A 22,947-nucleotide genomic window follows, 5' to 3' on the forward strand; every position below is an offset into this window, starting at 1 on the left:
GTGACCAGCGCCTCCCCATCGATCAGCCGAGCCCGCGGCTCTCGGACGGCAGCGTCGCGTGGCCGCTGTGGTCCGACTCGCGCCAGGCCTTGGGCGTGACGCCCATGCGCTCCTTGAAGGCACTGATGAAATTCCCCGGGCTGCTGTAGCCGACTTCGTTGGCGATCTCCTGCACGCTCATCTGCGTTTCCACCAGCAGGCGGCAGCCGGTACGCACGCGTTCCTCGGCGATGTAGCCCGACACGGTGAGCCCCAGCTGCTGGCGGAACAAGGCCAGCAGGCGAACCTCGTGCGTGCCCACGCTCTGTGCGATCTGAGAGACCGTGGGGAGGACGGCCAGGTGCTCGGCGATGTAGCGCATGGCGGCGTGGACCTGCACGGACGTGGCCGGCTCGGCGCCCTCGGCAGGGGTGAGGGCGGGATCGCTGGCGGCGACCCGCCCGGACAAACGGAGATGCACGAACACGCGTGCCCGCACCTCGGTTGCAGCAAACGGCTTGCCGACATAGTCGACGGCACCCAGCGCAAAGCCTTGCAGGCGCTCCTCGACGGCTTGCACGCTCGTCAGGAAGATGACCGGGATGTCGCGCGTGCTGGCATCGGCCTTCAGCAGGCGGCACACCGCATGGCCATCGGTACCCGGCATCACCACGTCCAGCAGGATCAGGTCGGGCCGCAATGCCTGCGCACGGTGCAGGCCGCTGCGCCCGTCGAGCGCGTGCTGCACGTCGAAATCACCTTGCAGGATCGCCACCAGCTCGCGCAGGGCCCCTGGGTCGTCGTCGATCAGCAGCAGGCGGGGTCGGGTGCGCGCAGGGGGAAGGCCGAGGTTCATCAGGACTTGCCTGCCGCGCATCCCGTGCGCGCGGGGCGTGACGTGCAGTTGGCAGCGGTTTCAGACGGAAACATTCGGGGCATTTTCACATCGGCCCGGGCCGGCCGGCTCGCGCAAGGTCAAGTGGGCGCCGGCGGTGCGGAGGCCGGAAAACCGGCACTTGCGCACACAAAACGTGCCGCCGTCTCGGCCGGCCGGTTTTTCCAGAACAAGCACGAGCTTTACCCGCATGAGGGTGCACCGGCGTGCACGACAAACGCGCCGTTGCGGAGCCTGGCCGGCACCGCGTTGCCTGGCGGTCGGGCTGCGTGCCTGGCCAAGCTCTTTGAAGTCCCCACACCCCTCGCTGTCAGGGGCACCCGCTGTGCCCCTGTGGTTTCGTTTTTGACGTTTTTTCAGAGCCTTCCCCACCATGGTCGCAGCGCAACAAGCTCCCCAGGCGCCTCAGAACGTCGCCGAAGCCACCACCACTGGCACGAAGCAGCAGCTCCCCGCCGAGACGGTGCAAGGCCCGGAAGCCAGTGGTGATGTGCCTGCGGCCGCGCCGCAAGCCGGCGAAGCCGCCGGTCCTGCGGCTGCCGCCGAGGCCCCGCCCCCCGTGGTGGGCAAGGTGCGCGAGAGCGGCGCCACGGCACGCGTGCTGCGGGACGGGACGATGGTGGCCCTGCGTCCCGGCGACCTGCTGCTGCTGGGCGACGTCGTCGAAAGCGGTGATGCCGGCCCGGTCAAGCTGGACCTGCAGCGCAACGGCTCGCCGGCCGACGACCGCACCGTGTCCGCCACGCTGGGCGCGCAATCGCGCCTGCTGATGCAGACGCAGCCGGTTGGTGACGAGACGCTGGTGAGCGTGCGCCTGGTGGCTGGCACCGTGGTGGTCGGCGAAAGCGCCGACAGCCTCGGCATCACGATCGAAACCCCCGCCGGCCGCGTCGTGGCCAAGGGCCAGGGCGTTGGCGTGACCGTCAACCCGACCAGCCAGGAAACCACCGTGCTGCCGATCGGCATCAGTGCCGCTGTGGCGACGCCCGGCGCTGGCGTGTCAGTGCACGCCAACGGCAGCAGCGCGGATGGCAGCGGCCTGGCCGTGGGCAGCACCGGCGTCACCCTGCAGGCCGGTGTGGAAACCGCCCGCAGCCCCGACTCCCCCTCGGCCGCCCAGGTCACCTCGATCACCAGCCTGGCTGGTGCGGGCGCTGGCGCCGGGGCGGGTTCCGGCGTGGGCGGTTCGGCAGGCAACGTGGACGCCGCGTTGAGCAGCAGTTCGTCCGGCGCTGCCAGCGTGCTGGGCTCCACGGGCGGCCCGGCCGGCCTGGCGGGCCTGTCGGGCTTCACCGGCGCGGCAGTGCCCGGCTCCGCCGGCAGCACCTCGCTGGCCCCTATTTCCGGCGCGGGCGGCGTGTCCTCCGGTTCGTCCGGCGATGGCGCACCTGCGGCGCCGCTGCCGCCGGCTTCGGTCGTGAGCGCGCCTGTCGCTGCGCCGACAGCGCCCGCGCCGGTAGCGCCACTGCCGGCGCCGCTGTTGGTGCCTACCGTGTCAGTCCATGACCTGGTGGTGGACGAGAGCACGGGCGTCGCCCAGGTGCCGATTTCGTTGACGACGCCCACCACCATTGACGTGACGGTGAGCGTGCAAGTCAGCGGCACGGGCGACGGCCGCATCGTGGCCGGCGTGTACAGCGTGACCGTGCTGGCCGGTGCCACTGAGGCCACCGTGAGCGTGCCCATCGCACGAGACGCCACGCGACAGGCTGAAGGCACGCTGTCGGTGCAGGTGGTCTCGGTGGTCAATGGCGTGGCAGGCGGGTCGCCGGCCGTGCTGACGGTGCAGGACCAGGCCACCATCGTGGCCGGCCCGGCGGACACCGCGTTGACCGGCGGCGCGGGCAACGACGCACTGCAGGGCGGCACCGGCAATGACGTGCTCGACGGCGGCGCGGGCCGCGACCAGCTCAACGGCGGCGCCGGCGACGACACACTCGTCTACGACGCCAATGACATCGGTGCCGACGGTGGTGAAGGCGTCAACACGCTGCGCCTGAACGGCGACGGCGACCTCAGCAACAGCCTGGTCACGCTGCGCAACATTGAAGCGCTGGACCTGAGCGGCGGCGCCAGCAAGGCCGTCAACCTCTCCGGCACGACGGTGCGGGACCTGCTGCCCGCCGGCCAGAGCGTGCTGCTCATCAACGGCGACGCAGGCGACGTGATCCGCGTGACGGAAGTCTGGACGCCGAGCAACGGCCCGAACACGCCCGCCGGCTACAACGACTACAGCCGACCGGACGGCCTCGGTGGCACGGTGGTGATTCGCCTGGCTGCTGGCGTCGAACTGACCGCAACCCTCACCGCCCCAGCCGGCGGCGGCACGGTGGCCGGCGGTGCGGGCAACGAAACGCTGCAGGGCGGTAGCGGCGGCGACGTGCTGGACGGCGGCGCAGGCCGTGACCAGCTCAGTGGCGGTGCCGGCAACGACACACTGGTCTACGACCCGAACGACATCGGCGCCGACGGCGGCGAAGGCCTCAACACGCTGAAGCTGGGCGGTGACGGCGACCTCAACAACAGCTTGGTCAACCTGCGCAACATCGAGGCGCTGGACCTGAGCGGCGGCGCCGGCAAGGTGGACCTGTCTGGCACGACGGTGCGCGACCTGCTGCCGGCGGGCCAGGACGTGCTGGTGATCACCGGCGACGCCGGTGACGTCATCCGCGTGACGGAAGTCTGGACGCCGAGCAACGGCCCGAACACGCCGGCGGGCTACACCGACTACAGCCGGCCCGACGGCCTGGGCGGCACCATAGTCATCCGCCTGGCGCCTGGCGTCGAGCTGACCTCCACCCTCAGCGCCCCGGCCAGCGGTGGCACGGTGGCTGGCGGTGCGGGCAACGAAACGCTGCGGGGCGGTAGCGGCGGCGACGTGCTGGACGGCGGCGCAGGCCGTGACCAGCTCAGCGGCGGTGCCGGCAACGACACACTGGTCTACGACCCGAACGACATCGGCGCCGATGGCGGCGAAGGCCTCAACACGCTGAAGCTGGGCGGTGACGGCGACCTCAACAACAGCCTGGTCAACCTGCGCAACATTGAGGCGCTGGACCTGAGCGGCGGCGCCGGCAACGTGGACCTGTCCGGTACGACCGTGCGCGACCTGCTGCCGGCGGGTCAGGACGTGCTGGTGATCACCGGCGACGCGGGTGACGTGATCCGCGTGACGGAAGTCTGGACGCCGAGCAACGGCCCGAACACGCCGGCCGGCTATACCGACTACAGCCGGCCCGACGGCCTGGGCGGCACCATAGTCATCCGCCTGGCGCCTGGCGTCGAGCTGACCTCCACCCTCAGCGCCCCGGCCAGCGGTGGCACGGTGGCTGGCGGTGCGGGCAACGAAACGCTGCAGGGCGGTAGCGGCGGCGACGTGCTGGACGGCGGCGCAGGCCGTGACCAGCTCAGCGGCGGTGCCGGCAACGACACACTGGTCTACGACCCGAACGACATCGGCGCCGATGGCGGCGAAGGCCTCAACACGCTGAAGCTGGGCGGTGACGGCGACCTCAACAACAGCCTGGTCAACCTGCGCAACATTGAGGCGCTGGACCTGAGCGGCGGCGCCGGCAACGTGGACCTGTCCGGTACGACCGTGCGCGACCTGCTGCCGGCGGGTCAGGACGTGCTGGTGATCACCGGCGACGCGGGTGACGTGATCCGCGTGACGGAAGTCTGGACGCCGAGCAACGGCCCGAACACGCCGGCCGGCTATACCGACTACAGCCGGCCCGACGGCCTGGGCGGCACCATCGTCATTCGCCTGGCGCCTGGCGTCGAGCTGACCTCCACCCTCAGCGCACCTGCCAGCGGCGGCACGGTGGCTGGCGGCGCGGGCAACGAAACGCTGCAGGGCGGCAGCGGCGGCGACGTGCTGGACGGCGGCGCAGGCAGCGACCAGCTCAGCGGCGGTGCCGGCAATGACACGCTGGTCTACGACCCCAACGACATCGGCGCCGATGGCGGCGAAGGCGTCAACACGCTGAAGCTGGGCAGTGACGGCGACCTGAGCAACAGCCTGGTGGACCTGCGCAACATCGAAGCGCTGGACCTCAGCGGCGGCGCCAGCAACGTGGACCTGTCCGGCACGACGGTGCGCGACCTGCTGCCGGCGGGTCAGGACGTGCTGCTCATCAACGGCGACGCGGGCGACGTGATCCGCGTCACCGAAGTCTGGGAGCCGAGCAACGGCCCCGACACGCCGGCGGGCTATACCGACTACAGCCGCCCCGACGGCCTGGGCGGCACCATCATCATTCGCCTGGCGCCCGGCGTGGAGTTGACCTCGACGCTGACGGCACCGGCCAGCGGTGGCACGGTGGCCGGCGGTGCGGGCAACGAAACGCTGCAGGGCGGTAGCGGAGGCGACGTGCTGGACGGCGGCGCAGGCAGCGACCAGCTCAGCGGCGGCGCCGGCAATGACACGCTGGTCTACGACCCCAACGACATCGGCGCGGACGGCGGCGAAGGCGTCAACACGCTGAAGCTGGGCAGTGACGGCGACCTCAGCAACAGCCTGGTGGACCTGCGCAACATCGAGGCACTGGACCTCAGCGGCGGCGCCAGCAACGTGGACCTGTCCGGCACGACGGTACGCGACCTGCTGCCGGCCGGTCAGGACGTGCTGCTCATCAACGGCGATTCGGGCGACGTGATCCGCGTCACCGAAGTCTGGGAGCCGAGCAACGGCCCCAACACGCCGGCGGGCTATACCGACTACAGCCGCCCCGACGGCCTGGGCGGCACCATCATCATTCGCCTGGCGCCCGGCGTGGAGTTGACCTCGACGCTGACCGCGCCAGCGGCCGGCGGCACGGTGGACGGCGGCGCTGGCGACGAGTCGCTGCAAGGCGGCGGCGGCAACGACGTGCTCGACGGCGGTGCGGGCAGCGACCAGCTCAGCGGCGGTGCCGGCAATGACACGCTGGTCTACGACCCCAACGACATCGGCGCCGATGGCGGCGAAGGCGTCAACACGCTGAAGCTGGGCAGTGACGGCGATCTCAGCAACAGCCTGGTGGACCTGCGCAACATCGAGGCACTGGACCTCAGCGGCGGCGCCAGCAACGTGGACCTGTCCGGCACGACGGTGCGCGACCTGCTGCCGGCCGGTCAGGACGTGCTGCTCATCAACGGCGACGCGGGCGACGTGATCAGCGTCACCGAAGTCTGGGAGCCGAGCAACGGCCCCGACACGCCGGCCGGCTACACCGACTACAGCCGCCCCGACGGCGTGGGCGGCACCATCGTCATTCGCCTGGCGCCTGGCGTGGAGTTGACCTCGACGCTGACCGCGCCAGCGGCCGGCGGCACGGTGGACGGCGGCGCCGGCGACGAGTCGCTGCAGGGCGGCGGCGGCAACGACGTGCTCGACGGCGGCGCAGGCAGCGACCAGCTCAGCGGCGGCGCCGGCAACGACACGCTGGTCTACGACGGCAACGACATCGGCGCCGACGGCGGCACCGGCGTCAACACGCTGCGCCTGGACGGCGATGCCGACCTCGGCAACAGCCAGGTCGTGCTGCGCAACATCGAGGCCTTGGACTTGGGTGGCGGGGCCAGTGGCTCCACCACGCAAGTGGCGTTGTCGAGCGAGGCGTTGCGTGCGCTGCTGCCCGCCGATGGCGACACGCTGCGCATCAGCGGCGATGCGGGCGACAGCGTGGTGGTCACCGAGCAATGGACGCTGGTGGGCAGCACCAACGGCGTCACCGTCTACACACGGGAGCACGACGGCGACACGCTGCGGCTGGAACTCAGCGGTGGCGTGGTGCTCAGCTCGGGTCTCGACATCACCGGCACGGCGGACGCCAACCTCACCGAAACCAACGCTGCGCTCACCGCCACCGGCACGCTGCAGGCGGCCTACCCGGCGGAGCCGGCCACCTTCGTCGCGCAGACCGGCGTGGCGGGCAGCAATGGCTACGGCAGCTTCAGCATCGACGCGGCCGGCGCATGGACCTACACGGCGGGCAGCGCCCACGATGCCTTTGTGGCAGGCACGGCCTACACCGACAGCATCACCGTGGCAACCGCCGATGGCACGCAGCAGGTCATCACCGTCACGATCACCGGCAGCAACGATGCGGCCGTCATCACTGGCACGAGTACGGCGGCGCTGACCGAGAGCAACGCGTCGCAGAGCACGGGTGGCACGCTCAGCGCCACCGACGTGGACAACTCGGCGGCCTTCGTTGCCCAGACCGGCGTGGCCGGCAGCAACGGCCACGGCACGTTCAGCATCAATGCGGCCGGCGCGTGGACCTACGCCCTCAGCGGCGCGCAGGACGCGCTCGTGGCAGGCACGGTCTATACCGACAGCATCACGGTGGCCACGGCCGACGGGACGCAGCAGGTCCTCACCGTCACGCTCACCGGCAGCAACGACGCAGCCGTCATCACCGGCAGCAGCACCGCCGTACTGACCGAAAGCAACGCCGCGCAAAGCACCGGCGGCACGCTCGCCGCGTCCGACGTGGACGGCTCGGCCGCCTTCGTCGCGCAGACCGGCGTGGCCGGCAGCAATGGCTACGGCAGCTTCAGCATCGACGCGGCCGGCGTGTGGACGTACACGATGGGCAGTGCACATGACGCCTTCGTGGGCGGCCGCACGTACACCGACAGCCTGACCGTCGCCACGGCCGACGGCACGCAGCAGGTCATCACCGTCACGCTCACCGGCACCAACGACGCGGCCGTCATCACAGGCGCATCCACTGCGGCGCTGACCGAGAGCAACACCGCGCAGAGCACTGCCGGCACGCTCGCCGCCAGCGATGTCGACGGCTCGGCCGCCTTCGTCGCCCAGACCGGCGTGGCCGGCAGCAACGGCTATGGCTCCTTCAGCATCGACGCGGCGGGCGCGTGGACGTACACGATGGGCAGCGCGCAGGACGCCCTCGTGGCGGGCACGGCCTACACCGACAGCTTCACGGTCGCCACGTCTGACGGCACGCAGCAGGTCATCACCGTCAACCTCACGGGCACCAACGATGCGGCCGTCATCACCGGCAGCAACGCCGCCTCGCTGACCGAAAGCGATGCCGCGCAAAGCACCGGCGGCACGCTCAGCGCGACCGACGTGGACAGCTCGGCCGCCTTCGTTGCCCAGACCGGCGCGGCTGGCAGCAACGGCTACGGCAGCTTCAGCATCGATGCGGCTGGCGCGTGGACCTACACGCTGGGCAGCGCGCAGGACGCCTTCGTGGCGGGCTCGACGTACACCGACAGCCTCACGGTCGCCACCGCCGACGGCACGCAGCAAGTCATCACCGTCACCCTCACCGGCAGCAACGACGCCGCCGTCATCACGGGCAGCAGCACCGCAGCGCTGACCGAAGGCAACGCCGCGCAAAGCACCAGCGGCACGCTGGGCGCAACCGACGTGGACGGCTCCGCTGCCTTCGTCGCGCAGACCGGCGTCGCCGGCAGCAATGGCTACGGCAGCTTCGCCATCGACACGGCCGGCGCGTGGACCTACACGATGGGCAGCGCGCACGATGCCTTCGTGGCGGGCACGGCCTACACCGACAGCTTCACGGTCGCCACGGCCGATGGCACGCAGCAGGTCATCACGGTCACCCTCACCGGCAGCAACGACGCGGCCGTCATCACGGGCACCAGCACGGCTGCGCTGACCGAGAGCAGCGCAGCGCAAAGCACCAGCGGCACGCTGGCCGCGACCGACGTGGACAACGCCGCCGCCTTCGTCGCCCAGACCGGCGTGGCCGGCAGCAATGGCTACGGCAGCTTCAGCATCGATGCGGCCGGCGCGTGGACGTACACGATGGGCAGCGCGCACGATGCCTTCGTGGCGGGCACGGCCTACACCGACAGCATCACGGTCGCCACCGCCGACGGCACGCAGCAAGTCATCACCGTCACGCTCACCGGCACGAACGATGCCGCCGTCATCACGGGCTCCAGCACCGCCGCGCTGACCGAGAGCAACGCGGCGCAAAGCACCGGCGGCACGCTGAGCGCGACCGATGTGGACGGCTCCGGCGCCTTCATCGCCCAGACCGGCGTGGTCGGCAGCAATGGCCACGGCAGTTTCAGCATCGATGCGGCTGGCGTGTGGACCTACACGATGGGCAGCGCGCAGGACGCCTTCGTCGGCGGTCAGACCTACACCGACAGCCTGACCGTCGCCACGGCCGACGGCACGCAGCAGGTCATCACGGTCACCCTGACCGGCAGCAACGACGCCGCCGTCATCACCGGCAGCAGCACGGCTGCGCTGACCGAGAGCAACGCCGCGCAAAGCACCGGCGGCACGCTGGGTGCGACCGACGTCGACAGCTCCGCCGCCTTCATCGCCCAGACCAGCGTGGCCGGCAGCAACGGCTACGGCAGCTTCAGCATCGACACGGCCGGCGTGTGGACGTACACGATGGGCAGTGCGCAAGACGCCTTCGTCGCCGGCAACGCCTACACCGACAGCCTCACGGTCGCCACCGCCGATGGCACGCAGCAAGTCATCACCGTCACGCTCACCGGCAGCAACGATGCCGCCGTCATCACCGGCGCCAGCACTGCAGCGCTGACCGAGAGCAACACTGCACAAAGCACAGGCGGCACGCTCGCCGCCAGTGATATCGACAGCTCCGCCGCCTTCGTCGCGCAAACCGGCGCGGCCGGCAGCAACGGCTACGGCACGTTCAGCATCGACACGGCCGGCGTGTGGACGTACACGATGGGCAGCGCCCACAACGCGTTCGTGGCGGGCTCGAACTACACGGACAGCATCACCGTCGCCACCGCCGATGGCACACAGCAAGTCATCACCGTCACCCTCACCGGCAGCAACGACGCTGCGGTGATCACCGGCACCAGCACCGCCTCGCTGACCGAGACCGACGCCGCGCAGAGCACCGGCGGCACGCTGGCCGTCAGCGATGTCGACAGCACCGCCAGCTTCGTCGCGCAGACCAACGTCGCGGGCAGCAACGGCTACGGCACGTTCAGCATCGACACCGCCGGCGTGTGGACCTACACCATGGGCAGCGCGCAGGACGCGTTCGTCACCGGCACGGCCTACACCGACAGCCTCACCGTGGCCTCGGCGGACGGCACGCAGCAGGTCATCACGGTCACCATGACCGGCACCGCCGACACGCGCACCGGCACCTCGGGCGACGACATCTACGTGGTGGTGGACGCCAACGACGTGGTCGTCGAAAACCTCAACGCAGGCAACGACGAGGTGCGCACCACGCTGGCCAGCTACACGCTGACCGCCAACGTCGAGAAGCTCACCTTCACCTTCACCGGCAGCGCCAACGCCACCGGCACCGGCAACGTGCTGGACAACGTCATCACCGGCAACGTCGGCGACGACCTGCTGGACGGCGGCGCCGGCAACGACACCCTCACCGGCGGCCAGGGCAACGACACCTACATCGTCGACGCGGCGGGCGACAGCGTCGTCGAGGCCGCCAGCCAGGGCACGGACGAAGTGCGCACCGCACTCGCCAGCTATACGCTCGCCGCCAACGTCGAGAACCTGCGCCTCACCGGCGGCAGCGCCAGCGGCACCGGCAACACGCTGGACAACGTCATCACCGGCGGCACCGGCAACGACAGCCTCTACGGCCTGGCCGGCACCGACACGCTGAGCGGCGGCGACGGCAGCGACCTGCTCGACGGCGGCACCGGCAACGACGCGCTGAGCGGCGGCGCCGGCGACGACCTCTACAACGTCGACGCGGTGGGCGACAGCGTCACCGAAGCGGCCGGCGAAGGCACGGACGAGGTCCGCACCACGCTCACCAGCTACACCCTCGGCGCCCATGTCGAGAACCTCAGCTACAGCAACGCCGCCTTCAACGGCGTGGGCACCGGCGCCTTCACCGGCACAGGCAATGCGCTGGACAACACCATCACCGGCGGCAGCGGCAACGACACGCTGACCGGCGGCGGTGGCAACGACACCTTGATCGGCAACGCCGGCGCGGACCAACTCGACGGCGGCACGGGTGCCGACGCGATGACCGGCGGCCTCGGCGACGACACCTACACCGTGGACGACGCGGCCGACACCGTCACCGAACTCGGCGGCGGCGGCACCGACACCGTGCGCACCGCGCTGACCGTGTATGCGCTGGGCGCCAATGTCGAGAACCTCGTGTTCACCGGCAGCGCCGACGCCACCGGCACCGGCAATGACGAGTTCAACGCGCTGACCGGCGGCAGCGGCAACGACAGCCTCTCCGGCGGCCTGGGCAACGACACGCTGGCCGGCGGCGCCGGCAATGACCTGCTGGACGGCGGCACGGCCACCGACACGGCCGACTACAGCGCCGAGACCAACGCCGTCAGCGCCAGCCTCGCCAGCGGCACGGCCACCGACGGCAGCGGCGGCAGCGACACCTTTGTCTCCATCGAGAACCTCACCGGCGGCGCCGGTGGCGACACGCTGGTGGGCGACAGCGGCGCCAACCGCCTCGATGGCGGCCTGGGCAACGACAGCATCACCGGCGGTGCCGGCAACGACACACTGATTGGCGGCGGTGGCATCGACACCGCGATCTATAGCGCCAGCAGCAGCGCCGTCACCGTCAACCTGCTCGCCGGCACCGCCAGCGACGGCCTGGGCGGCAGCGACACGCTCAGCGGTTTCGAGAACGTGCAGGGCGGCAGCGGCAACGACAGCCTGACCGGCGACAACGGCGACAACCTGCTGGCCGGCAACGACGGCAACGACTTGCTCTCCGGCGGCGCGGGCAACGACACGCTGCAGGGCGGCGCGGGCAACGACACGCTGCGCGGCGGCGCCGGCACCGACAGCCTGGACGGCGGCGGCCACGGCATCGGCGCCACCGACGGCGACATCGCCGACTATTCCGACCAAGCCACGGCAGTCACCGCCAGCCTGGCCACCGGCACGGCCACCGGCGCCAGCATCGGCACCGACACGTTGGCCAACATCGAGCACCTCGCCGGCGGCAGCGCCAACGACACGCTCACCGGCGACGCCAACGCCAACATCCTCTGGGGAAATGCCGGCGTCGACACCCTCGTGGGCGGCGCGGGCAACGACACGCTGCGCGGCGGCGCGGGCAACGACAGCATCGACGGCGGCGCCGACATCGACACGCTCTCGTACAGCGACATCAACGGCCCCGTCATCGTCAACCTGGGCAGCACGACGCACAGCATCACCGTGCGCGTCAACGGCGTGGACTACGCCTACAACGTGCTGGCCGGTACCTCGCAGGGCGTCAGCCAGGCCGGCTCCACGGCCGGCACCGACACGCTCAGCAATGTCGAGAACATCGTCGGCTCCGGCGGCGCCGACATCATCATCGGCAGCGACGGCGACAACTTCATCGACGGCGCCGATGGCGGCGACACGCTCTCCGGCGGCGCCGGCAACGACACCCTCGTCTTCGACGAGAACGACGCGCTGGTCGACGGCGGCGCCGGCAGCGGCGACACGCTGCTCGTGCGCGCCGGCATCAGCACGCTGGACCTGACCCTCGTGCGCGACGAAGTGCTGCAGAACCTGGAAGTCCTCGACATCAGCGACGGCGGCGTGCAGTACGTCAAGCTGTCTGACGCCGACATCCGCGCCATGACCGGCGGCCTGTCCACCGGCACGCTCATCATCAACGGCGGCGCGGAGGACAGCGTGCGCCTGGTGGGCGCCAACTGGCCCACCACCGGCATCCCCACCGAGGTCATCGGCAGCACCACCTACAACGTCTACACCTACAACGGCGCGACGCTCAAGGTGCAGGCCGGCATCACCGTCGGCTACATCTTCAGCTCCGACGACACGGCCCAGACCAGCATCGGCAGCAGCGGCAGCGATGTCTACAGCGGCAATGGCGGCGACGACACCTTCGACGCCGGCGCCGGCGAGGACGACGGCGACGGCGGCAGTGGCAACGACTTGATGATCGGCGGCGCCGGCAACGACACGCTGCGCGGCGGCACCGGCAACGACACGCTCTACGGCGGCGACCAGGCCAACAGCAACGGCAGCGGCAACGACACGCTGGACGGCGGCGACGGCGACGACACGATCAGCGGCGCCGACGGCGACGACATCCTGCTCGGCGGCGCCGGCAACGACAACCTGGACGGCGGCCTCGGCAACGACACGCTGACGGGCGGTGACGGCAACGACACGCTCTCCGGCGGTGCCGGTGACGACAGCCTGGACGGCGGCGCCGGCAACGACAGCATCGCGGCCGGTGAGGGCGCCAACACCGTGGACGCCGGCATCGGCGACGACAGCGTCACCGCCGGCTCCGGCAACGACACGCTCGACGGCGGCAGCGGCGTCGACACCATCGACTACAGCGCGCAGACGGCGGCCATCGTCGCCAACCTCGCCACGCAGACCGCCAGCGGCGCCGGCATCGGCACCGACGTGCTGCGCAACTTCGAGAACGTCATCGGCGGCGCGGGCAACGACCACCTCACCGGCACCGACGGCGCCAACGTGCTGATCGGCGGCGCCGGCAGCGACACGCTGCTGGCGGGCGCGGGCAACGACAGCCTGCGGTTCGACGCCAACGACACGCTGGTGGATGGCGGCGTGGGTACCGACACGCTCGTCATCGCCGACAACACGCTGGTCGACTTCACGGCCATCGCCGACGACCGCTTCATCGGCATCGAGGAGATCGACCTCACCGGCCACGGCCTGCAGGAGCTCAAGCTCGACGGCGCCGACGTGCTGGCCTTCTCCGACACCGCCGACACGCTGAAGGTCCATGGCGACAGCGGCGACAAGCTCACCCTCACCGGCAACTGGATCGGCGCTGGCACGCAGCCGGTCAGCTACAACGGCGGCGCCACGCAGCCTTACGTCAAGTTCACACTGACCATCGGCGGCACTGTCGCCACCGTGTTGGTGGACCCGGCCGTCACGCTGGACATCGTCTATGCCGGCAGCGTCACCAATGACACCCTCACCGGCGGCGCGGGCGCCGACGAGGTGGACGGCGGCGGCGGCAACGACACGCTGGATGGCGGCGCGGGCGCCGACACCTTGACCGGCGGCAGCGGCGACGACACGCTCGTCTACGACGCCGACGACGACCTGGCCGACGGCGGCACCGGCACCGACACGCTGCAGTTCCGCGGCAGCGCCAGCGGCGTGGTGCTGGACTTCGGCGACCTGGCCCGGCCGGCCGCAGGCGGCCTGCGGCCGACGATCACCGGCATCGAGGCCATCAACATCACCGGCGGCGGCGCCAATACGCTGGTCATCGACGCGGCCTCGGTGATCGCCCTGTCCGACAGCGACGCGCTGGACGTGCTGGGCAATGCCGGCGACAAGGTCTACCTGGTCGGCAGCTGGGTCACCGGCGCCACGGCCGGCGGCTACACCACCTACACCAACGGCAGCGCCACGGTGCGCCTGCAGACGGCCATCACGGTCAGCGCCGTGGTGGACGACCCCAACGGCGACAGCGACAGCGACAACCCGCTGCCCGGCGCCACCGCCGGCGCCGACGTGATCCGCGGCCTGGGCGGCAACGACACGCTGGACGGCGACGCCGGTGCCGACGTGCTGCGCGGCGGCGCGGGCGACGACACGCTGGTCTACGACGCGGCCGATGTGGTCATCGACGGCGGTGACGGCAGCGACACGCTGCGCGTCACGGCCAACCTGAACCTGAACAACGTCGCCGGCAACACCGTCACCGACATCGAGGTCATCGACCTGGTCGTGGGCTCCGGCAACGTCACGCTCACCACCACGGGTGCCAACGCTGTGGCGCTGAACGGCAGCGCCAACCTGCGCATCGAGGGCGACGCCAGCGACAGCGTCGCGCTGCTCGGCAACTGGGTGCAGGGCGCCACCGCCGGTGGCTACACGAGCTACACGCTAGACGGCCAGACGCTGAACATCGCTGCGGCGGTGGTCGTGGCCATCACCTACACCGGCACCGCGCTGGCCAACACCATGGAGGCAGGCGCCGGCAACCAGACGCTGGACGCGCTGGCCGGCAACGACAAGCTCGACGGCGGTGCGGGCGACGACACGCTGCTTGGCGGCGCGGGCGACGACCTGCTGGTCTATGACGCGGACGACGCGGTCGTCTCCGGCGGTGTCGGCAACGACACGCTGCAGCTGCAGGGCGCCGGCCGCACGCTGGACCTGACAGACATCGCCGACAACGTCATCAGCGGCATCGAGAAGATTGACATCATCGGCACCGGCAACAACACGCTGGTGGCCAACCCGGACGACGTCCAGGCCTTGTCCGCCGACACCGAGACGCTGATCGTCACCGGCGACGTGGGCGACTCTGTGCGCCTGGCCGGCAACTGGGAGGCGCGCGGCTCGCAGCTGCTGGCCGGCGTCACGTACAACAAGTTCGTCGGTTATGCGACGGACGGCGCCCAGGTCACGGTGCTGGGCGGCCTGAAGATGGTCAAGGGTGACCAGATCGTCGGCAGCAGCGGCAGCGAGACGCTGACCGGCGGCACCGGCGGCGACGACATCCGCGGCATGGCCGGCAACGACACGCTGATCGGCGGCTCCGGCAGCGACCTGATGGACGGCGGCAGCGGCGACGACATCCTCGTCTACGACGCGGCCGACACCAGCCTGGCCGGCGGCGCCGACATCGACACGCTGCGCGTGCTGACCGACGGCGAGATCATCGACCTGCAAGACCCCGGCCGCCCCGCGACGGGCGCACTGCGGCCCACGATCACCGGCTTCGAGACCATCGAGCTGAACGTCACGGGCGCCAACTACCTGATCCTCGACGAAGCCTCGCTGGCCGGCATGGGTGCGAGCGCTGGCACGGTGACCGTCGACGGCGACGCCAACGACGTGGTCTTCGTCGACGGTGCCCTCACGACCAACCTGGTGCTGAACGGCGGCGTGACGCTGACCGCGCTGACCCGCGGCACCAGCGGCGACGACACCCTGACCGGCACCGCCGGCCAGGACGCCATCAAGACCGATGGCGGCAACGACACGATCGACGGCGGCGCGGGCGCCGACATCCTCGACGCCGGGGCCGGCAACGACCAGGTGCTGTACGACGCGGCCGACCTGCGCGTGTTTGGCGGCACCGGCACCGACACGCTGAACATCCGTGTGGTGGACGCCGACGGCGGCATCGCCGGCACGCAGAACGGCACCAACAGCAGCACCGGCGACGTGGACCTGACGGTCGCCGCCGGCGGCGTGGTCAAGGGCTTCGAGGTGCTGGACCTGCGCGGCAACGGCAACCAGACCGTGCGGCTGGACGAGGCCTCGGTGCTGGCGCTGTCGGACACCGACCGCGTCACCGTGATGGGCGACCTGGGCGACGTGCTCAACCTGTACGGCGGCTGGGTGGCCAAGGGGCTGGAGTCGGATGCCGACGGCCGCATCTACACCGTGCTGCAAAAGGGCAGCGCGATGCTGCAGGTGGTCTCCGAGGTGACGATGAAGATCACCAACGAGCTGGGCGGCAGCATCGCCATCGGCAGCTCGGCGGCCGACGACGTGCTGGTGGCCACCAACGGCGGCGCCATCACCGGCGACGGCGACGACCTGATCCGCCTGAACAGCATGAGCTTCACCGGCGTGGACGGTGGGCGCGGCTACGACAAGGTCTACTTCCAGTTCGCCGGCACCATCAACACGCCGGTGCTGGCGCCCAGCTCGGTCACCAACATCGAGGAGATCGACCTGGCCGCCGGCTCGGGCGCCGCCAACAAGCTCGTCCTGTCGACGCAGAAGCTGGCCGAGATGACCGACGCGGACAAGACGCTGGTGGTCAAGGGCACGGCCGGCACGGACACCATTGACATCTACGGCGAGTGGAGCGACATCGCCACCGCGCCAGACGCCGTGCTGAACGGCGTCACCTACAAGCTGCTCACCACCGCCGACGGCGGCAAGCTGTACTACACGCCGGGCGTCGTGGTCACGCAGATCAACCCGACGCCGCAGCTCAGCGCCTTCTCGTTCAATGCCGACGACGGCGCGCTGCTCGTCAGCGCCGGCATCGACAAGTACGCCGGCTGGAAGGTGGAGAACGCGGGCGACGTCAACCAGGACGGCATAGACGACATCATCGTCAACCAGCTCGGCTCGGCCTTCGTCGTCTTCGGCACGACCTCGATGACCGGCCAGTTCGACCTCAACAACCTGGGCAGCCAGGGCTTCAAGATCAACGGCGTCGGCCCGACCAACCTGCCCGAGTTCTCGGACTGGAAGGAGCAGACCTACGGCGTCACGTCCATTGGCGATGTCAACGGCGACGGCATCGACGACCTGCTGGCGTCCACCACCGACACCAACACCTTCCGCGTCATCTACGGCCGCACGACCTGGACCGACGTCGACATCACCAGCGCCGGCACCTTTGTCACCGGCAGCGCCAACGGCTACACCGTCAACGTCAGCGGCTTCTACGGCAGCGGCACGCTGAACACCATCACCGGCGTGGGCGACGTCAACGGTGACGGCTATGACGACTACACGCTGGCCTGCATGTGGAGCCACGGCCTCACCAGTGGCCACGAGAGCGGCAAGGTCTACCTGGTGTTCGGCGGCGCCGACCGCGGCAACATCAACGCCAACACGATGACGCCCGCGCAAGGGGTCATCATCAGCTCCGACGCGGCCAACATCACCAAGATCGGCGCCGACATCGCCGCCATTGGCGACGTCAACGGCGACGGCTTCGACGACTTCGCCATCGGCGGCCCGGGCCTGGACAACGCCGGCCCGAACGGCCAGCAGGAGCGCAGCGGCAGCGGCTACATCGTCTTCGGCAAGGCCGACGGCTGGGGCAACACCATCGTCGTGCAGCGCGACAACACGGCGCCGACGCTGCGCAGCGCCTACAACCCGGACTACACCTTCCCCAAGGACAACGCCACCGGCGTGCCGCTGACGCAGAACCCCGACCTGCACACCAGCTTCACCGAAAGCGTGGCCATGGGGACCGGCTACGTCAGCCTGTACAACCAGGCCACCGGCGCGCTGGTGGAGCGCTTCGACATGGCCACCGGCCTTGGCAGCCAGGGCGGCAAGGCGATGTTGGGCAGCTGGAGCAACATCGCCAACAGCAGCCTGCAGATCTTTGCGTTCAACCCGCTGACGCCGAACACCAGCTACTACGTCACCATCGACCCGACGGCCATCAAGGACCTGGCGGGCAACTACTTCGCCGGCATCAGCAACAGCACGGCATGGAACTTCAGCACCACCGGCTCGGCGCTGAATGACGCGACCGCGCCCACGCTGACCGCCAATGCGCTGCTCAGCTTCAGCGGCGGGTCGGTCAACATCGCCACGGCCGGCGGCAGCACCGGCATCTTCGTGGCGCCGACAGACATCAACGCCAACCCACCGGTCTTCCGCCTCGACTTCACCTTCAACGAGCACATCAAGCCCTACGGCACCATCAGCTTCTCGCAAGGTGGCGTGGTGCTGGAGACCTTCGACCTGCAGACCGGCCTGGGCAGCCGAGGCGGCTCGGTGTATTACCCGGGCAGTGGCAACTCCCATGTGCAGAACAGCAACGTCTACGGCCTGAACTTCGGCACCACCTTCGCCGGCAACACGCTGACGACGGTGACGCTGAACGGCATGCAGGACCTGGCCGGCAATGCCTTCAACGGCGGCGTGGCCCAGACCTTCACCTACACCACGGCAGCCGACGCGACCGGCCCGGTGCTCAGCAACGGCGCCCGCCTGCATACGCCGGTGGACAACGCCACCGGCGTCTCGGTCGAGAACGCCATCGTCATCCAGGCCGACGAAACCCTGCTGCTGGGCAGCAGCGGCTCCGTCCAGCTGCGCCTGACCAGCAGCTACAACGGCACGCCGGTGGAGACCTTCGCCTGGAGCAGTGCGCCGACGGCGGTGAACGGCGTCTACACCATCACCGGCGACCACGGCGGCGTGCTGACGGTCAACAACAAGACCATCACGCTGAACCCGGCCGCCAACCTGGCCTACAACACCGGCCACGACGTCTACGTGGCCCCCGGCTCGCTGACCGACCTGAGCGGCAACAGCGCCACCGGCTACACCACGCAGGGCGCCTTCAATTTCACGACCGCCAACGGCCTGGTGACGATGGCCGGCGGCAACGTGGTGGACGGCTCGCTGAAGGTCGCCATCAACGACAACCTGGAGATCACCTTCAGCGAGACCGTGACTGCCGGCAGCAGCACGCCCGGCGCACAGTTCATCAAGCTGTGGAGCAACACCGGCCGGCTCATCGAGTCCTTCGACGTGGCCGACAGCGACGGCACCAACGGCAGCCAGGGCGGCAACGTCAGCTTCGACGGCTACAAGGTCGTGGTCAACCCGGGCGCCGACCTGGCGCTGGCCGGCGGCTACTACCTGACGGTGGACAGCCAGGCCATCAAGTCGGCCAACGCGGCCGTCACCACCTACTACGCCGGTGTCAGCAACACCACGACGCTGGACTTCAGCACCGAGGCCTCGGTGCAGATCGACCCAGGCCAGGTCCACGGCGAGTTCGAGCAGCAGTGGGCCGGCCAGCAGATCGAAGGCGTGGGCGACGTGGACGGCGACGGCACGCCCGACTTCGTCGTCGGCTCCTTCCAGCATGTGCGTGACTACAACGTCCCCGGCAACTACGCCTATGGCCAGTACCACCTGGTGTTCGGCCAGGCGGGCGAGTGGGCGCCGGTGCAGAACATGCAGCAGCTGATGGATGCCGGCCGCGCCGTGCAGATCTACGGCACCGCCACCAACATCCTGACGCGTGTCGTCGAGTTCGGCGACATCAACCAGGACGGCTTCGCCGACCTGCTGTTCACGGCCGGCGGCCGTTACGCTGACAACGACGCCAGCCCGCAGGACCGCCTCGCCAGCAACGACGGCGACGTCGACTCCGGTGCCGCCTTCATCGTCTTCGGCAAGGCGCGCGAGAACTGGGCCAACCGCATCAGCATCGACCAGCTCGGCGCCGACGGCCTGGAGATCACCGGCGGCCTGCCGCAGGAGCAGCTCGGCTTCTCCGCCGCCTCCGGCGACTTCAATGCCGACGGCGTCATCGACATGGTCTTCGGCATGCCGGTCAACCACCGTGACGGCTACGCCTCGGGCGAGGCCTTCGTCATCAACGGCGGCGACTACAGCGACTCGTTCTCGTCGGTCGGCACCACCGGGAACAACACCATCCTGGGCGACTTCAACGCCAACCGCATCTCCGGCCAGCAGGGCGACGACATCCTCTACGGCCTGGGCGGCGCGGACATCCTGCGCGGCGGCGCCGGCAACGACACCATCGGCATCTCCGACCTGAACTTCGCGCTCATCGATGGCGGCACCGGCATCGACACGCTGAGGTTCGTCGGCAACGGCATCCACCTGGACACGACAGGTTATGCCGGCGCCAGCCTGCGCAGCCTCGAGAAGATCGACCTGACCGGCGACGGCGACAACAGCCTCACCCTCAACTACATCGAGACGGTCTACCTGATGGAGCGGCAGCTGTCGTCGGCCTACGGCACCAACGTCGTGCTGACGGTGGACGGCAATGCCGGCGACACACTGACGCTGGAAGGCCCATGGGCGGTGATGGGCAGCGACGCCACCTACACCACCTACGCGCTCGACGGCCTGTACATGAAGGTGGACACGGACATCACGCGCATCGTGTCGAGCTGGACCGTGCCCTACCAGGGCGCCACCATCGACCTGCTGGCGCTGCCGGCGGGCTTCCGCAGCAGCACCGTCACCAGCGGCCGCGCGCTCGATACCGCGCAGGGCCAGTACATCAGCAACATCGGCGACGTCAACAACGACGGTTTCGCCGACTTCGCGGTGCGCCAGGACGCGGTGACCACCACCACGCTGCCCTGGTACGAGCGCCGCGAAGACGGGCCGCACTGGGAAGTCAACAACACCGTCTGGGCCCGCTACCCGCGGCTGAATCAACGCGGCGACAACGTCAACAGCGGCGAGGCCTACGTGGTCTACGGCAAGGCCGGTGGCCTCGGCGCGGTGAGCCTGGCCGCGCCGGTGAACGGCAACGCCATCAAGCTGACCGGCTCGGCCAGCGCCAACGAGAACCTGGGCAGCTACCTCGGTGGCCTGGGGGACATCAACGGTGACGGCGTCAGCGACCTCGTCATCGGCGCCAGCCAGTCGAGCAAGACCTTCACGTTCAACGAGGGCGGCGAGAAGTCCGGCAGCGACCCCACCGGCACCAACCCGACCGGCAGCACCGCGCGCTACGAGACGGCGCCCGGGGCGCCCAGCCTTTCCACCGACTGGAACAACGACAGCTGGGCCACCTCCCTCGAAGGCCGGCAGTACTTCTTCCTGGGCGGCAACACCGCGCTGACCAACAAGACCGGCGGCGCCATCACCACCACCACGCTGGCCAACGACTTCAACGCGGCCACGGCGCTGCCCACCACCTACAACGTCACCAGCAACCTCATCACCGACCTGCCCGACCGCGGCCCGGCCAACGCCGAGGCCAACACCATCTACACCTACACCACCACTGCCACGCTGGCCGACGGCAGCTTCATCGGCGCCGCGGGCGCGCAGCTGGGCAGCAACTGGGCGCCGGTGAGCCTGGGCGACATGAACGGCGACGGCTTCGACGACTTCGTCACCGGTGTGGGCAACGGCATGCGCCTGGTGCTGGGCTCGGCCAGCGGCTGGACAGGCCTGGACAACACCAGCAACAGCTGGACGCAGAAGACGGTCACCACCAACGGCAACCAGTACACCAACGCCATCGCCTCGGCCGGCGACGTGAACGGCGACGGCTACAGCGACTTCGTCATGAGCTGGGACGGCAACGGCGCCACGGTGGTGTTCGGCAAGGCCGGCAACACCTGGAACGCCACTACCACGCTGGGCAGCACTATCGCCGCCTCCACCAATGTGGCGGCCTCGACCTTCATCGCGGCGGAGAGCGGCCAGGCGATCAACCCCACCTACACCCGCGGCCTGGGCGACATCAACGGCGACGGCTACGACGACCTGCTGTTCGCCGCCAACGCCGCCAACGACTACAGCGCCAAGGACAACGGCGGCGCCTACGTGCTGTTCGGCTCGGCCTCGGGCTGGGGTTCCAACCTCAGCCTGGCCAACCTGGCCGCGTCGGGCAAGGGCTTCCGCCTCACCGGCGGCGTCGACTTCGACTACGCCGGCTACAACGCCACGCAGGCAGGCGACGTCAACGGCGACGGTTACAACGACTTCCTGATCGCGGCCTACGGCGACGACGAGTCTGCCAACGGCACGGCCGGCGCCAACGGCGGCTCGGCCTACCTGATCTTCGGCAAGGCCAGCGGCTGGCGCGACATCAGCCTGCTTGAGGTGCAGGACTTCGGCATCCAGCTGCTCGGCGGCGCCAACAGCGCCGGCAGCTTCTGGCAGGCACTGGGCGACGTGGACGGCGACGGCCTGGACGACCTCAGCTACTCCGGCAACACCGGCACCAGCACGCTGATCCTGTACGGCAACGAGAACTTCACCTCGGGCATCAACACCGGCGTGCAGCACATCACCGACCTCAACGACAGCACGCCCGGCAACGGCACCATCAACGGCGGCACGCTGACCGCCACGCGCGGCGCGGCCCTGGCCGACACGCTGATCGGCAATGCCGGCGCCGACACGCTGACCGGCGACGGCGGCCGCGACGTGCTCATCGGCGGCGCCGGCAACGACACGCTGGAGGTGACCGGCAACGCCTTCTTCCGCATCGACGGCGGCACCGGCACCGACACGCTGCGCCTGAACGGCAACGGCGCGGTCGACTTCGGTTCGATCGCCAACACGCGGGTCGAGAACATCGAAGTCATCAAGCTGGGCAGCGGCGACCAGGCGTTGACGCTGAGCGGCCTGGACGTGCTGGCCATGACCGGCGACACCAACACCGCCGTCGACAACGCCGCCTACCAGAAGGGCCACGTGCTGGTCATCGACAGCGACGGTGGCACCGACACCGTGACGCTGACGGGCGTCTGGAACCAGGTGGCCACCAACCAGACCGTCTCGGGCAGCGGTTCCTACGCCGTCTACCAGTACGGCACCGACAACATATTCGCCGTCGTCGAAGACGGCCTGCCCCCTTGAGAGGCTGAAAGTGACC

General features: G+C 69.8%; 2 protein-coding genes. One reads left to right on the plus strand and one right to left on the minus strand.

The window, feature by feature from the left end; all coding sequences use genetic code 11:
- Positions 1-22: 22 nt before the first annotated feature.
- The gene (locus tag ACG00Y_RS04620) at positions 23-835 is read right to left on the minus strand and encodes a response regulator transcription factor (protein ID WP_394476432.1); all 813 of its coding nucleotides are present in this window, start codon (positions 833-835) and stop codon (positions 23-25) included.
- Between the two features lie 412 nt (positions 836-1,247).
- Between ACG00Y_RS04620 and ACG00Y_RS04625 the strand changes: the two genes are divergently transcribed.
- The gene (locus ACG00Y_RS04625) at positions 1,248-22,931 is read left to right on the plus strand and encodes a VCBS domain-containing protein (protein ID WP_394476434.1); all 21,684 of its coding nucleotides are present in this window, start codon (positions 1,248-1,250) and stop codon (positions 22,929-22,931) included.
- Positions 22,932-22,947: the final 16 nt, after the last annotated feature.

It is taken from the genome of Pelomonas parva (genome assembly GCF_043555835.1).
Taxonomy (GTDB): Bacteria; Pseudomonadota; Gammaproteobacteria; order Burkholderiales; family Burkholderiaceae_C; genus Pelomonas; species Pelomonas parva.

Excerpts from the sequence above, each read along its gene's own strand:
- ACG00Y_RS04620 (WP_394476432.1), bottom strand. The coding sequence starts at position 835 with ATGAACCTCGGCCTTCCCCCTGCGCGCACCCGACCCCGCCTGCTGCTG.
- ACG00Y_RS04625 (WP_394476434.1), top strand. The coding sequence starts at position 1,248 with ATGGTCGCAGCGCAACAAGCTCCCCAGGCGCCTCAGAACGTCGCCGAA.